The sequence below is a fragment of the Serratia sp. AS12 genome (assembly GCF_000214195.1).
In the GTDB taxonomy this organism is placed as follows: Bacteria; Pseudomonadota; Gammaproteobacteria; order Enterobacterales; family Enterobacteriaceae; genus Serratia; species Serratia plymuthica.
In genome coordinates this window covers 2,274,464-2,288,315 of sequence record NC_015566.1, presented here as the reverse complement: position 1 = coordinate 2,288,315, position 13,852 = coordinate 2,274,464, and the positions used below count along the sequence as shown (strand labels likewise).

Here is a 13,852-nt window from a genome sequence, read left to right as displayed (position 1 = left end):
AGTAGTAAACTGTTTTCCCAAAAACGCAACCGCCGATTGCTCATTATTTGGCTAATTACAAATCGGAGTTGTCCCATGGAATCCAGCTGTTTTCCCTAGATTTTTTAACTATTCATCAAAAGAAGATGCAAGTTTGAGCGAACGATCAAAATAAAGCACTCCAATACAAAAAAATTATTCTCTTTCGAAAAAAGTTTGTGTAATACTTGTAACGCTACATGGAGATTAACTCAATCTAGAGGGTGTTATAATGAATCGTACTAAACTGGTACTGGGCGCGGTAATCCTGGGTTCCACTCTGCTGGCAGGCTGCTCTAGCAATGCTAAAATCGATCAACTGTCTTCTGACGTTCAGACTCTGAACGCTAAAGTTGACCAGCTGAGCAACGACGTGAACGCAATCCGTTCTGACGTTCAAGCAGCTAAAGACGACGCAGCACGTGCTAACCAGCGCCTGGACAACCAAGCTCACGCTTACAAAAAGTAAGATAGCTTCGGTTATTGAAAACGGCGCACATTGTGCGCCGTTTTTTTTGGTTTGCGCTCCCCCTTTCCTCTCGCCACAGGCGAAAAAAAGGGTTCAGCACGCTGAACCCCCTCAGAATCGTCAGTTATGACCCGTATTTAATTCACCGAGCTGATAGGTGCCCCCTTGAACAGGCCCTTATTCGCTCCCTGCGGGGCTACAGGCGTTAAAGTCACCTCAGACGCACTCTGCCCCAGATTAACCAGTACCGGCATGCCAGAACGGCGTACAACCGCACTGTCGAACACCGCACGATCGGTCTGCGAATCCTCGACAAAGGTTTTTTCGGTTTTGGACAGCGTAATCGGCATGGTCTGCGGATCGTCGCTTTCGATTCTCGACAGCGGCTGATGGACTTCGACGTAACGCTTGCCGTCCGGCTCTACGGAAATTTTCACCGGATCGTTAATCACCTGTACGCGGGTGCCGCGCGGCACCATGTTAAACAGCGCTTCGATATCCTTCGGACGCAGGCGAATACAGCCGGAGCTGACACGCATGCCAATACCGAAATTGGCATTGGTACCGTGGATCAGATACTCACCGTGCCCCATAGCCAGACGCATGGCAAACAGCCCCATTGGATTTTCAGGGCCGGCCGGTATGACCGCCGGCAGCGTCACGCCTTTCGCCTGATAGCGCTTACGGATGTTGGCCGTTGGTGTCCAGGTCGGGTTCGGGATCTTCTGGCTGACTGAGGTCACCTGCAGCGGCGTATGCATGCCGGTCTGGCCAATACCGATAGGATAAACAATCACTTTATTCTCGCCTTTCGGGTAGTAGTACAGGCGCAGTTCGGCCAGATTGACCACTATCCCCTCACGCTTGGTGTCCGGCAGCAGCATTTGGGTCGGGATGGTTAATACCGAACCCGGCTTGGGCAAGAACGGATCCGTACCCGGATTGGCCTCCAACATGCCCAACAAACCAATTTGATAGTCGGCGGCAATGGCCTCTAACGGACGGCCATCGTTAGGTACGGTGTAAGTGGTGTTCTCGCCAATCAGGCGGCTGTCCGGCGGCGGCAACGGATACTCGGTCGCGCTGGCGGCTTGGGTGCCTGTCAGTACGGTGGCAAATAGCATGCCCATTAAACTCAACGCACGTTTCATTATCATCCCTATATGCTTATTACGGTTCGGCCACAAGGCTAGCGGGCACCTGACGGCAGGTAAATCAGACAATACCTGATTAATACTAGCAACGCTGGCATTAAAGGCAATAAGTCCTCTAAAAATCAACATGTTATAACGTAATTACGCGACAGGTTTGTCAATGTAACGTCAATCAGCAAGCTGCTGAAATGTCACTGATTTGTTGCAAAGAGGGGGGGATCGGAAGGGATTTGTAAAGACTCACTGACACAAGAAATATATTCAACGCATCAATAAGCCTTTCTGGATATCAAAGCAGGCTCACAGCAACTGGGTGGCCTTAATGCGAATAGCGCGGATCATCGCCTCCAGCCCCTGGGAACGCGATGGCGTCAGGTGCTGGCTCAACGCCAGTTCGGCGAAAAAGGGTCGCACATCAAGCTCGGTAATCTGCTGTGGCGTCATTTGGTGATACAGAATAAACACTACCGCCAGCAGCCCTTTGACGATGGCCGCATCGCTGTCGCCGTGAAATTCGACGCACCCTTGCTCGTCAGTCTGCATCACAATCCACACCTGGCTCTGGCAGCCGGAAATCAGATTGCTCGCCTGACGTTCGTCCTCGGCAAGTGCCGGCAGCTTCGCGCCCAGTTCAATCACATACAGGTACTTATCTTCCCAATTAAGACAACGGGAAAAATTACGCACCAACTTATCTTTATCCGGCAAGTTCGCCATGAGGTTCCTTTCAATAATTCAGGGGCCGCATGACGGCCCCGCGTAACTGTTTGCAGGCATTGTTTCGCCAGAGAGCACCACAAACGGCGCCCATCGACCTACCCCAAGAGTTTTTGGATACGCTGCAACCCGGCTACCAACCGGTCCACTTCGTCGCGGGTGTTGTATAACGCCAGCGAAGCGCGACACATGCTCGGCACATTATAGAACGCCATCAACGGCATCGCGCAATGGTGGCCGGTACGAATGGCGATACCGTATTGATCCAGGAAACTGCCGACGTCGTAAGCATGATGCTCACCCAGGTTAAAGGCAATGACCCCAGCACGCGCTGTCGGGCCATAGATTTTAAGCGTCGGCACCTGTTTCAGCGCTTCGAGCGCATAGTGCATCAGCGACTGTTCATAGTCGTGTATCGCCTCCAGCCCCAGCGCGTTAACATAATCAATCGCCGCGCCCAGCCCCATCATGCCGGCCGTATTCGGCGAACCGGCCTCAAAGCGCCACGGCGGCTCGGCATAGGTGGTGCCATTAGTCAGGCTGACCTGCTGTATCATCGATCCCCCGCCTTCCCACGGCGGCATCTGCTGCAGCAGCGCCTGGCGGCCATAAAGAATGCCGATGCCGGAAGGGCCATACAGCTTATGCCCGGAAAACACATAAAAATCGCAATCCAGCGCCTGCACATCCACGCGCTGATGCATAACGGCCTGTGCACCGTCTATCAGCACCTTCAGGCCCGCAGCCTTCGCCTGCGCGATGATTTCACGCACCGGGTTCACCGTGCCGAGCACGTTGGAGACCTGAGTCATCGCCAGCAATTTGGTGGACGAGTCGATCAAACCCGGCAACTGTGCCAGATCCAGAGTGCCGTCCTGCTGCAGCGGCCATACCCGCAGATGAAGCCCGCGCTCCTGCGCCAGCATCTGCCAGGGAACAATATTGGCGTGATGTTCCATCTCGGTGATGATAATGCTGTCACCCGGCTGCAGGAAATGGCGGCCAAAGCTGTTGGCCACCAGGTTAATGCCCTCGGTGGTGCCCTTGACGAAAACAATCTCTTCCGCCGAGGCGGCGTTGATAAACGCCGCCACTTTCTCACGCACCGCTTCCATGTCCTGCGTCGCTTCTGCGCTCAGCGTGTGGATGCCACGGTGTACCGCAGCGTAGCCATGGCGATAAAAATCCAGCTCGCGATCGATCACCGCCTGCGGCTTCTGCGCACTGGCGGCACTGTCAAGGTAAGCCAGCGGCCGGCCATTGACTTCACGCGCCAACAGAGGGAATTCGCTGCGCACCCGTTCAATCGGAAAACTCATGCTGCCTCCCCCGGCAGACGCTGCGCTATGCGCGTCAGCACCCATTCGCGGATGACATCGTTGCCGATGCCCTCGGTCAGTTCAGCGGCAAAGGCAAAGATGATCATCTGCTGCGCTGCGTGTTTATCAATACCGCGCGATTGCAGATAGAACAGTTGCTCTTCATCAATACGCCCGACGGTGGCGCCGTGGCTGCATTTCACGTCATCGGCGTAGATTTCCAACTGCGGCTTGGTGTCCACCTCCGCCACCTTACCCAACAGCAGGTTGTGGTTGGTCATCTGGCCGTCGGTCTTGATCGCATGCTTGGCGACTTTGATCATGCCGTTGAATACCGCCTTGGCGCGATCGCTGACCACCGTTTTATGCAGTTGACGGCTCTCACAGTAACCTTTGTTGTGCTCCAGATAGGTACGGGTATCGCACACGTCCTTGCCCACCGGCAGTACCAGGCTGTTGATCGCCAGGTTGGAGCCTTCGCCGTTCAACTGTGCGCTGGTGTTATGCCGCGTAAGGCCGGCCCCCAGCAGGAAGCTGTCGCTTTTCACCCGCGCGTCGCGGCCAATCACCAAGTCGTTATGCGCAAAGTGGTAGCTCGCCTGGCTTTCAAACGCCAGCTTGCAGTGACGCAGTTCCGCGTTGTCTCCGACGCTGGCCGTCAGCCGGGTACCGGTGAAATGCGCGGCCTCGTTCAGGCTGACATAATGCTCGATAACCTCAGCCCGAGCATTGCGACCGACGTCGAGGTGATGGCGATGATGCACAGTATTCACCTCGCCCTCAGAGCCGCGTCCACTGCTGATGTGCAGCAAGTACAACGGCCGCGTAGCGATCTTGCCGGCCGCCACGCGAATCATGCTGGTTTCCTGCGCCAGACTTTCGGTCAGGTGCAGAAAAATTTCAGGCTGGATCGGCTCAGGCAATGCCTGCGGCGTGCCGTAGGGAGTGACGTCGAACTGGTATTCGCCCAGATCGCTGTCGCTCAGCGCGGCGTTGAAACGCCCGTCGACAAACACCAGCCGATAAGCATCGAGATTCAGCGCCAGCGCATCACGTTGTGCGGCAGCGATCGGCTCGGCCTGCGGCTCAAGGAACTGCTGCTCCAGCAGGCCCTCCAGCGGGGTATATTTCCAGTTTTCGTGTTTGCGCGTCGGCCAGCCCAGGCGCAAAGCCTGCTGCCAATGCGCCAGAGCATGGGCGGAGTGTTCGCCGCCACGGGCCTCGAACAGGCTGTAAAGCTGTTGCAACGCACGCGAGTTATTGTTGGTCGGTAAGCCAGCCATAGCCCTGCTCCTCCAACTGTTTCACCAGGGAGAAATCGCCGGACTTCACGATGCGCCCTTGGGAAAGAACATGAACATAATCCGGTTTGATGTAGTCCAGAATACGCTGGTAGTGCGTGACGATAATGAAGGCGCGTTTGCCGTCCCGCAGCGAATTAACGCCGTTGGCGACGATCTTCAGCGCGTCAATATCCAGGCCGGAGTCGGTTTCATCCAGGATGCACAGATCCGGCTCCAGCGCCGCCATCTGCAGAATGTCATTACGCTTTTTCTCGCCACCGGAGAAGCCGACGTTGACCGAACGGGTCAGCAGATCCGGAGGCATATTCAGCAGCTCAATCTTTTCTTCGATGAAATCAGCGAAGTCGAAGCGGTCGAGCGGTTCTTGCTGGCGGTATTTACGCACCGCATTCACCGACGTCTGCAGGAAGAAGTGGTTGCTGACGCCGGGGATCTCCACCGGATACTGGAACGCCAGGAATACGCCTTCGCCGGCGCGATCTTCTGGGGCCAACTCAAGCAGATCTTTGCCCTTGAAGGTAACCTCGCCCTCGGTCACTTCATACTCTTCACGTCCCGCCAGGGTGGCGGAGAGCGTACTCTTGCCCGAGCCGTTCGGCCCCATGATGGCATGCACTTCACCCGGTTTGATCTCCAGGTTCAATCCCTTGAGGATCTCATTGCCTTCGGCGCTGACTTTCAAATTCTTGATACTTAACATGCGGTGTCCTTAGGTAGCGCTGCTGCGCTGTAAATCCGGCGTTTAGCCCACGCTGTGTTCCAGGCTGATGGCCAACAACTTTTGCGCCTCGACGGCGAATTCCAGCGGCAGTTCAGAGAACACGTCCTTACAGAATCCGTTGACGATCATAGAAATGGCATTGTCTTCGCTGATGCCGCGCTGCAAACAGTAGAACAGTTGGTCATCGCCGATTTTCGACGTGGTCGCTTCGTGTTCCAGCTGTGCGCTGTTATTGCGTGCCTCCACGTACGGGAAGGTATGAGCACCGCTGTCCGGCCCAATCAGCATCGAGTCGCATTGCGTAAAGTTACGCGCGTTTTCCGCCCCCGGCAGGATCTTCACCAGGCCGCGGTAAGTGTTCTCGCTGTGCCCCGCGGAGATGCCTTTGGCAATGATGGTCGATCGGGTGTTCTTGCCGATGTGGATCATCTTGGTGCCGGTATCCGCCTGCTGATGGCCGCTGGTCAGCGCCACCGAGAAAAATTCGCCGATCGAGTTATCGCCCTGCAGGATCACGCTCGGGTATTTCCAGGTGATCGCCGAACCGGTTTCCGACTGGGTCCAGGACATTTTCGATCCTGCGCCTTCGCACAACGCGCGCTTGGTCACGAAGTTGAGAATGCCGCCCTTGCTGTCACCGCCGGAGAACCAGTTTTGCACCGTTGAATATTTCACTTCGGCGTCTTTGTGCAGGATCACTTCCACTACCGCCGCATGCAGCTGATAGCTGTCACGTACCGGGGCTGAGCAACCTTCGATGTAACTGACGTAGCTGCCTTCATCGGCGATCAGAATGGTGCGTTCGAACTGGCCGGTCTTGGCGGCGTTAATGCGGAAATAGGTCGAGAGTTCCATCGGGCAGCGCACGCCTTTCGGCACGTAGACAAAAGTGCCGTCGGAGGCCACTGCGGCGTTCAGCGCGGCAAAGAAGTTATCGTTGGACGGCACTACGCGGCCCAGATACTTGCGCACCAGATCCGGGTATTCTTGAATCGCCTCGCCGAATGAGCAGAAGATCACCCCGCTTTCCGCCAGTTTTTCGCGGTAGGTGGTGGAGACCGATACCGAGTCGAAGATCGCGTCTACCGCCACTTCGCTGCCTTCACGCACCGGTACGCCGAGCTGGTTAAACGCCAGTTCAACTTCGCTGGTCAGGTAGCTGTTTTCGGTTGCCGCGCCGGGTTGCTGTTCGGCACCGGGCTGGGAGCCGCAGGCGTCGTCGCAACTGCCGCAGGATGGCGCCGAGTAATAGCTGTAATCCTGGTAGTTCAACCGGTCATAGTTCGCTTTCAACCAGTGCGGCTCTTCCATTTGCAGCCAGGCACGGTAAGCCTCCAGGCGGAATTCCAGCATCCACTCAGGTTCGTTGCGTTTGGCCGAGATGGCGCGCACCACATCTTCATTGATGCCCGTCGCCAATTCATCGGTATCCAGTTGGGTGAAAAAGCCTTCTTTGTAGCGACCTTCGCTGACCCAAGCCTGCACTTCATTAGGCATTTCTACATTGCTTCGTGTCATGTTGATTGCATCGCTCAAACGCCAAAGCTCTCGCCGCACCCGCAGGCATGCTGAGCTTTAGGGTTATTGAATTTGAATATTTGATTCAGCCCTTCACGGACAAAATCTACCGTGGTGCCATCGATGAACGGCATGGCTTTTAGCGGCACATACAATTTGGCGCCATCGCGCTCAAACAGCAGGTCGTCTTCCGCCGGGGCACGGGTGAGATCCAACACATAGGCAAACCCGGCGCAGCCTGATTGCTTCACCCCGAGTTGCAGCCCCTTCACTTGCGGATCCTGCTGCATCAATTTAGTTATTTGTTGTACGGCGTTGTCGCTGAGCAAAATGCCTTGCCAGACATTTTCGTCCAGAGAAAAGGTGCCGACATTTTCCGTTTGCATAGGGCCTACCTCACACTCGTGTTTTACCACAGCCAATCTGGGTTGCTTATATGTTAGTGATAACAATTATCACTTCAACCGTTTGTTTTGCGGGGGTATCCGCCAAAAGCCCGTTTTTTTGCTGCCGCAGGCGGCAAGCACAGGGGACAGTCGGGGTGCCTGGCGCAGTCCGGTGGCGACGCGCTCATTTTATCCTTATGAATTTACTGTATATCCTGAATCACCTCACCGCCCAGCCGCTGGCTCATCCCCTTTACACCGCCGGCTTTTATTGTCGATGTAAACATTCATAGAAAATACCTATTTCAACATTTTGTCTGTCTCAAAAATGCGTTTATCGGCAATTAGCGGCGTTTTCCGTCGTTTGCACCACCCGGCTGCACCGGCCTAAACCGCCGTCATTGATTAAAGTTTAGCCGCTACTGACTGATATTGGGTCGCCGCAAAGCAAATGCAGCCCCCGGTGTCCGATAAAAATTTCAACAGAATGATTGATCGCGAACGCATCCGTAAATATGATAATGATTATCATTCAAATACAAGTGAGCGCGAGTAAATGAATATCTCGATGAATGCGTGGCTGCTGGGCAAAATTGATGACTATAAATTCAGCGTGCGCGATGCCACGGTAGATTTCTACATGGCGGAGGCGTCGCTGAGGCGGCCAGAGTGCAATGTCAACCATCTGAAACGCTACAATAACGTCAGCCTGAACATGGCCAATCTGTGCCTGGAAAACGGCGATGATGAAAGCTATCTGCACGCACTCAGCAAACTGCATAACCGGCTGATCGCCGAAATCAACAACCCGCAGCGCTGCCAGCTGTTTCGGGTTCAGAGCTATCATTTTGCCCGGCATACCCTGACCTTAATCTGCCAGAAATATGCGATGGAAGGCACCTGGGAGAAGGCTAACGCCTTCCAGAAGGATTTCGTCAAGCGGGTGCCATTCCAACTGTGAATGTCTGCGGAACGGCAACGGAGTACCCGCAGGCAAAGGCGCCTGCGGGTGGGAGGATCAGTCGATGACTGCGGTGGTCAGGCGTGAGGTGCAGCACAACCGGTCGCGCGAATCGAATATTTCGATCTGCCACACCTGATGCCGTCGGCCAACGTGCAACGCACGGCATACGCCACGTACCTGCCCTTCAAATACCGCCCGCAAATGGTTGGCGTTGATTTCCAGCCCCACCACTTTCTGCTCCCCTTCGCTGCACAGATAACCGGCCATCGATCCCATCGACTCCGCCAGCACCACCGACGCCCCGCCGTGCAGCAGCCCGAAAGGTTGCCGGGTACGGTGGTCCACCGGCATCGTGGCTTCAAGAAGATCGTCTTCCAGCCGGGTGAAGTGAATCCCCACATGGCTCACCATGCATCCCTCACCGGAGCGGTTTAACTGCTCCAACGTCGTTTCTCGTTTCCACAATTTCACGCAATCATCTCCAGAAGTGCCTGTAACGGGTGGCGCACGCCGTTACCCTCAATGCGTTTGACCTGGCTGCGACAGGAATAGCCGGTCGCCAGACAGCGTTGCCGCGGCAAACGTTGCAACGCCTGATGCCATGATAGCTCATAAATCCCGAGCGAATTCTCCAGGTTCTTCACTTCATGTCCGTAGGTGCCCGCCATGCCGCAACAGCCCACGCTGACATTTTCCAGCCTGGCCCCGAAGCGGGAGAAGATCGACGCCCAATGCTGGCCGCTGGCCGGCAGTGCCGTGGTTTCGGTACAGTGGCCAAACAAGTACCAGGCCTCGCCGGTCGCCGGTTGTTCAGCACGTTCCGCCAGCAGTTGTTGCAACCATTCATGCACCAGTTGTACCTGGAAGTCACCGCGTGTTTCGCCGAGGATCTCGTTATATTCGTCGCGATAGCACAGTACCAACGCCGGATCGACCCCGACCAGCGGCATCCCGAGCTTGGCCACCCTATTGAGGAAATCGGCGGTTTTGCGCGCGGTGCGGGCAAAGCGCGTCAAAAAGCCTTTAATATGCTGCGCCTTGCCGTTCGGCGAGAAGGGCAGCAGAACCGGCTGGTAACCGAGCTTTTCAACCAGCCGCACAAAGTCCGCCACCACCTTGGCGTCGTAATAGCTGGTGAAAGGATCCTGCACGATCAGTACGTGTTGCTCACGCTGTTCGGCGCTCAACGCCTCAAGTTGCTCCAGCGTCATGGTCAAGGCACCGTGGCCGGAAAGCTGCTGACGCAGCGTCGGGCTGGAGAGCATCGGCAAATCGACCATACCGATAGCGTTGCGGCTCAGCTCACGCACCCAGGGCTGACGGAAGAAGAAGTTGAATACCTTCGGCGCTTTCGCCATCAGCGGCGTATAGCTTTCAACCCCGGCGACCATATAGTCGCGCGCCGGCCGCAGATAGCGGGTGTGATACAGCTGCAGGAAACGCGAGCGGAAACCCGGTACGTCAATTTTAATCGGGCATTGGGTGGAACAGGCTTTACAGGCCAGGCAGCCGGACATCGCCTCTTTCACCTCGTGCGAAAAATCATATTCGCCTTTGCCGGCATACCAGCTGTTGCGGGTTTTCTCAATCAAGGTACGGAAGCTGAGACGCTGCTGCGGCAATTGCTGTTCCAGCACCAGCGGATCGACCCCCTGTTCGGACAGCAGACGCAACCATTCACGCACCAGCGCCGCACGACCTTTTGGCGAATGAATGCGGCTGCCGGTGATCTTCATCGACGGGCACATAGGGCTGCGCACATCAAAGTTGAAGCACAGGCCATTACCGTTACATTCCATGGCACCCCGGAACGAGGTGCGCACCTCTACCGGGATACGGCGGTCGAGCGTGCCGCGCTTGGCTGCGTCCACTTTCATCATCGGGGCATCAACGCCCAACGGCGGGCAAATTTTACCGGGGTTAAGGCGGTTATTCGGATCGAACGCGGCCTTGATGCGGCGCAACTCTTCGTACAACTGCTCGCCGAAGAATTCCGGGCTGTATTCGGCGCGGAAGCCTTTGCCGTGTTCGCCCCACAGCAATCCACCATATTTGGCGGTCAGCGCCACCACCTGGTCGGAAAGCTGCTTCATCAGCACTTCTTGCTGCGGATCGCACATGTCGAGCGCGGGCCGCACGTGCAATACGCCGGCATCCACGTGGCCGAACATACCGTAACTGAGGTTATGGCTGTCCAGCAACTGGCGGAACTCGACAATGTAATCGGCCAAATGCTGCGGCGGCACGCAGGTGTCCTCGGCGAAAGGAATAGGTTTGGCGCGCCCTTTGGCGTTGCCCAACAGCCCGACCGCCTTCTTGCGCATATTATAGATCCGCTCGATGCCGACCAAGTCCCCGCAGATCTGATAGCCAATCACGCCACCCTGCTGCTCGCTGATTAACTCGTCCAACCGCAGACACAGAGTTTCCAGCTGCTGGTCGATCAGCGCCTTGTCATCCCCGGCAAATTCGACGATGTTCAGACCCAGCATCTCTTTATCCGGCACATTAGTGATCAATTCACTCACCGAATGCCAGACAATATCTTCCCGCGCCAGATTCAGCACCTTGGAGTCGATGGTCTCCACCGACAGCGCCTTGGCCTCCACCATGAACGGGGCGTTGCGCAGGGCGGAATCAAAGGAGTCATATTTCACGTTAACCAAACGGCGTACCTTCGGCAGCGGCGTGATATCCAGCCTCGCCTCGGTGATAAACGCCAGTGTGCCCTCTGCACCGGTCAGGATCCGCGTTAGATCGAAGGTTTGCAGATCGTCGCTGAACACATGCCGCAGATCGTAGCCGGTCAGGAAACGGTTTAATTTGGGGAATTTCTCCAGGATCAGCGCACGCTGGTCGCGGCAGCTATTCAGCACCCTATGGTAGATCCGGCCTTCAACGGTATCTTCCATAGCAATCGTTTCCGCAAGCGATGTCGGCATAGCGCGGGTGTCGATCATATCGCCCCCCAGCAGCACCGCCCGCAGGCCCAAAACGTGATCGGAGGTTTTGCCATACACCAGCGAGCCTTGGCCGGAAGCATCGGTGTTGATCATGCCACCCAGCGTCGCGCGGTTACTGGTAGAAAGTTCCGGCGAGAAGAAATAGCCGAACGGCCGCAGATACTGGTTAAGCTGGTCTTTGATGACCCCGGCTTCAACCTTCACCCACCCCTGCTCGACATTGATTTCAAGAATGCGGTTCATATGGCGCGACATATCCACCACGATGCCGGTGTTGAGGGCCTGGCCGTTGGTGCCGGTGCCGCCGCCGCGCGGGCTGAAGGTCAACGCACTAAAGCGCTCTTCTCCCGCCAGGCGCGCAATCAACGCCACATCCGCAGTGGAACGGGGAAACACCACCGCATCAGGCAACAGCTGATAGATGCTGTTGTCGGTCGCCATCGTCAGCCGATCAGCGTAGCTGGTCGCAATATCGCCGTTGAATCCGTTTTGCTTTAAGGCTTCCAAAAAGTCGAGCACCCGTTGAATGAGGCCGGGTGCCTGAGAAATCTGTGGGATCATTCGCTTTTTTGACCCTGTCTGTCTATTTTTTATGCGTTAATATACGCTGAATCAGGTCTTTACCCGTCGCCTTTCAGGCTGCGGCGTTGTAGGCTGCAACTTGAAATTCATAGGGTATATTCAGACCCACCCTACTTTTTATTGATGCTGAAAACTAACATACTCGTTTAGTGAAGGCATTCACATTATCACAATTACCCCGCTACAGAATGGCGTGCGATAAAAGGTGCGCCGCATTGTGAAAAATGGCGAAAATGCACCATGCTTAGCGGGTACAAAGGATTTAACTTACCAGGATGAGAACCTAATTCATGACACTCCCGCACTCCCGATACGATTTGCCACGGATTATTTTTGGCGTGCTGTTTATCGCCATCATGATCGTCGCCTGTTTTTGGGTCATTCAACCTTTTATTCTCGGTTTTGCCTGGGCCGGCATGGTGGTCATCGCCACCTGGCCACTGTTGATCAAATTGCAAAAAATACTCTGGGGCCGGCGTTCACTGGCAGTCCTCGTCATGACACTGCTGCTGATCCTGCTGTTCATTCTGCCAATTTCGCTGCTGGTCAGCAGCGTGGTGGACAACAGCGCGCCAGTCGTTGCCTGGGCCAGCACCCCCGGCAAGCTGCATATTCCCGATCTGGCCTGGTTGCAATCGATCCCGATGATCGGCAACAAAGTTTATAACAGCTATCACACTCTGGTGAATGCCGGCGGCGCGGCGCTGCTGGCGAAAATCCAACCTTACTTCGGTCAGACCGCCACCTGGTTTGTCGCGCAAGCAGCGCATATCGGCCGTTTCCTGCTGCACTGTACGCTGATGTTGCTGTTCAGCGTGCTGCTGTATGCGCGCGGTGAACAAGTCGCCCTGGGTATTCGCCACTTTGCGGCGCGTCTTGCGGCCGAGCGCGGTGACGCGGCGGTGGTGCTGGGTGGCCAGGCGATCCGCGCGGTAGCGCTGGGCGTAGTGGTGACGGCGCTGGTGCAATCGGTACTGGGCGGGATTGGCCTGGCGGTGTCCGGCATTCCTGCCGCCACCTTGCTGACGGTGCTGATATTCATTTGCTGCGTGGCGCAATTGGGGCCGTTACTGGTGCTGGTACCGGCGATTATCTGGTTGTACTGGAGCGGCGACACCACCTGGGGCACCGTACTGTTGGTGTGGAGCTGCGTGGTCGCCACGCTGGATAACGTGCTGCGGCCAGTGCTGATCCGCATGGGCGCCGATCTGCCGATGCTACTGATCCTGTCCGGCGTTATCGGCGGCCTGCTGGCCTTCGGCATGATCGGCCTGTTTATCGGCCCGGTGGTGTTGGCGGTATCTTATCGTCTGCTCACCGCCTGGATGGACGAAGCGCCAGAACCCACGGCCGATCTGGACGACGTCGCCAAAGAGTTGGAAGAGCGGTAATTCCCCTATTCTGCCCGGGCTACCGGGCAGAATACCCTCGGCAAGACGCCCGGTTCATTTCCTGCTTTCGAATTCATTCGAAGCCGTAATATAACCGACCGCTACAGCACATTAATTAAACATGCTTAGTGAATGCATCTTTATACAATAAAGATAAAATAAGCGTTCTTAAAAATAAATCATGAGGCAAGTATTTATTAGGATGATTCTTAATGACTAGCGAACCTTAAATATCTAGTATTATTACCATCTATTGCTTCAAATCACTGATTTTTAAGCAAGCTTTCCAAACAATGTAATGCCATACATGTGAATTGCTGTGTGTAGTCTTTGCCCGTCTCTTGAT

The 13,852-nt window shown here is 55.6% G+C and carries 12 protein-coding genes; 3 read left to right on the top strand and 9 right to left on the bottom strand.

The annotated features are described in order from the left end of the window. Positions 1 to 250: 250 nt before the first annotated feature. Positions 251 to 487, top strand: coding sequence for a major outer membrane lipoprotein (locus tag SERAS12_RS10690; RefSeq protein ID WP_004943717.1), 237 nt, complete (start codon positions 251 to 253; stop codon positions 485 to 487). 137 nt (positions 488 to 624) lie between these two features. On the opposite strand, the gene SERAS12_RS10685 is transcribed toward SERAS12_RS10690, so the two are convergent. The 7 genes from SERAS12_RS10685 to sufA all read right to left on the bottom strand — a co-directional run bounded on the left by SERAS12_RS10685 (position 625) and on the right by sufA (position 7,606). Then, on the bottom strand, positions 625 to 1,638 hold the full coding sequence (locus tag SERAS12_RS10685; RefSeq protein ID WP_013812666.1) for a L,D-transpeptidase family protein: 1,014 nt from the start codon (positions 1,636 to 1,638) through the stop codon (positions 625 to 627). Positions 1,639 to 1,941: 303 nt separating this feature from the next. Then, positions 1,942 to 2,358 carry a cysteine desulfuration protein SufE gene (sufE, locus tag SERAS12_RS10680; protein ID WP_013812665.1) on the bottom strand — a complete coding sequence of 139 codons (417 nt, stop codon included), beginning with the start codon at positions 2,356 to 2,358 and terminating at the stop codon, positions 1,942 to 1,944. Between the two features lie 98 nt (positions 2,359 to 2,456). Continuing rightward, the gene (gene sufS / locus SERAS12_RS10675) at positions 2,457 to 3,677 is read right to left on the bottom strand and encodes a cysteine desulfurase SufS (protein ID WP_013812664.1); all 1,221 of its coding nucleotides are present in this window, start codon (positions 3,675 to 3,677) and stop codon (positions 2,457 to 2,459) included. Next, the gene (gene sufD / locus SERAS12_RS10670) at positions 3,674 to 4,960 is read right to left on the bottom strand and encodes a Fe-S cluster assembly protein SufD (protein WP_013812663.1); all 1,287 of its coding nucleotides are present in this window, start codon (positions 4,958 to 4,960) and stop codon (positions 3,674 to 3,676) included. The genes sufS and sufD overlap by 4 nt, the downstream gene beginning before the upstream one ends. Then, complete coding sequence (gene sufC / locus SERAS12_RS10665; protein WP_013812662.1) at positions 4,935 to 5,681, bottom strand: Fe-S cluster assembly ATPase SufC; 747 nt, start codon at positions 5,679 to 5,681, stop codon at positions 4,935 to 4,937. The genes sufD and sufC overlap by 26 nt, the downstream gene beginning before the upstream one ends. A 42-nt stretch (positions 5,682 to 5,723) precedes the next feature. Beyond that, positions 5,724 to 7,220, bottom strand: coding sequence for a Fe-S cluster assembly protein SufB (sufB, locus tag SERAS12_RS10660; protein WP_004943701.1), 1,497 nt, complete (start codon positions 7,218 to 7,220; stop codon positions 5,724 to 5,726). Between the two features lie 14 nt (positions 7,221 to 7,234). Then, entirely contained in the window at positions 7,235 to 7,606 is a 372-nt protein-coding gene (sufA, locus tag SERAS12_RS10655) for a Fe-S cluster assembly scaffold SufA (RefSeq protein ID WP_004943698.1), read from the bottom strand. A 556-nt stretch (positions 7,607 to 8,162) separates the two neighbouring features. On the opposite strand from sufA, the gene SERAS12_RS10650 reads away from it, so the two are divergent. Continuing rightward, positions 8,163 to 8,567 (top strand): hypothetical protein, encoded by a 405-nt coding sequence (locus SERAS12_RS10650; RefSeq protein WP_013812661.1) that lies wholly within the window; start codon positions 8,163 to 8,165, stop codon positions 8,565 to 8,567. 57 nt (positions 8,568 to 8,624) lie between these two features. Here SERAS12_RS10650 and menI read toward each other — a convergent pair whose 3' ends face one another. Both menI and SERAS12_RS10640 read right to left on the bottom strand, forming a co-directional pair. After that, complete coding sequence (gene menI, locus SERAS12_RS10645) at positions 8,625 to 9,041, bottom strand: 1,4-dihydroxy-2-naphthoyl-CoA hydrolase (RefSeq protein ID WP_013812660.1); 417 nt, start codon at positions 9,039 to 9,041, stop codon at positions 8,625 to 8,627. After that, positions 9,038 to 12,094, bottom strand: coding sequence for an FAD-binding and (Fe-S)-binding domain-containing protein (locus SERAS12_RS10640; protein ID WP_013812659.1), 3,057 nt, complete (start codon positions 12,092 to 12,094; stop codon positions 9,038 to 9,040). The genes menI and SERAS12_RS10640 overlap by 4 nt, the downstream gene beginning before the upstream one ends. A 311-nt stretch (positions 12,095 to 12,405) precedes the next feature. Between SERAS12_RS10640 and ydiK the strand changes: the two genes are divergently transcribed. Continuing rightward, complete coding sequence (gene ydiK / locus SERAS12_RS10635) at positions 12,406 to 13,506, top strand: AI-2E family transporter YdiK (protein WP_013812658.1); 1,101 nt, start codon at positions 12,406 to 12,408, stop codon at positions 13,504 to 13,506. The last annotated feature ends 346 nt before the right edge of the window (positions 13,507 to 13,852 follow it).

What these genes read in the sequence shown, in the direction of transcription:
- sufA (WP_004943698.1), bottom strand. Translation starts at nt 7,606, where the DNA reads ATGCAAACGGAAAATGTCGGCACCTTTTCTCTGGACGAAAATGTCTGG.
- SERAS12_RS10690 (WP_004943717.1), top strand. Translation starts at nt 251, where the DNA reads ATGAATCGTACTAAACTGGTACTGGGCGCGGTAATCCTGGGTTCCACT.
- SERAS12_RS10650 (WP_013812661.1), top strand. Translation starts at nt 8,163, where the DNA reads ATGAATATCTCGATGAATGCGTGGCTGCTGGGCAAAATTGATGACTAT.
- sufE (WP_013812665.1), bottom strand. Translation starts at nt 2,358, where the DNA reads ATGGCGAACTTGCCGGATAAAGATAAGTTGGTGCGTAATTTTTCCCGT.
- ydiK (WP_013812658.1), top strand. Translation starts at nt 12,406, where the DNA reads ATGACACTCCCGCACTCCCGATACGATTTGCCACGGATTATTTTTGGC.
- sufB (WP_004943701.1), bottom strand. Translation starts at nt 7,220, where the DNA reads ATGACACGAAGCAATGTAGAAATGCCTAATGAAGTGCAGGCTTGGGTC.
- sufD (WP_013812663.1), bottom strand. Translation starts at nt 4,960, where the DNA reads ATGGCTGGCTTACCGACCAACAATAACTCGCGTGCGTTGCAACAGCTT.
- sufC (WP_013812662.1), bottom strand. Translation starts at nt 5,681, where the DNA reads ATGTTAAGTATCAAGAATTTGAAAGTCAGCGCCGAAGGCAATGAGATC.
- sufS (WP_013812664.1), bottom strand. Translation starts at nt 3,677, where the DNA reads ATGAGTTTTCCGATTGAACGGGTGCGCAGCGAATTCCCTCTGTTGGCG.
- SERAS12_RS10640 (WP_013812659.1), bottom strand. Translation starts at nt 12,094, where the DNA reads ATGATCCCACAGATTTCTCAGGCACCCGGCCTCATTCAACGGGTGCTC.
- SERAS12_RS10685 (WP_013812666.1), bottom strand. Translation starts at nt 1,638, where the DNA reads ATGAAACGTGCGTTGAGTTTAATGGGCATGCTATTTGCCACCGTACTG.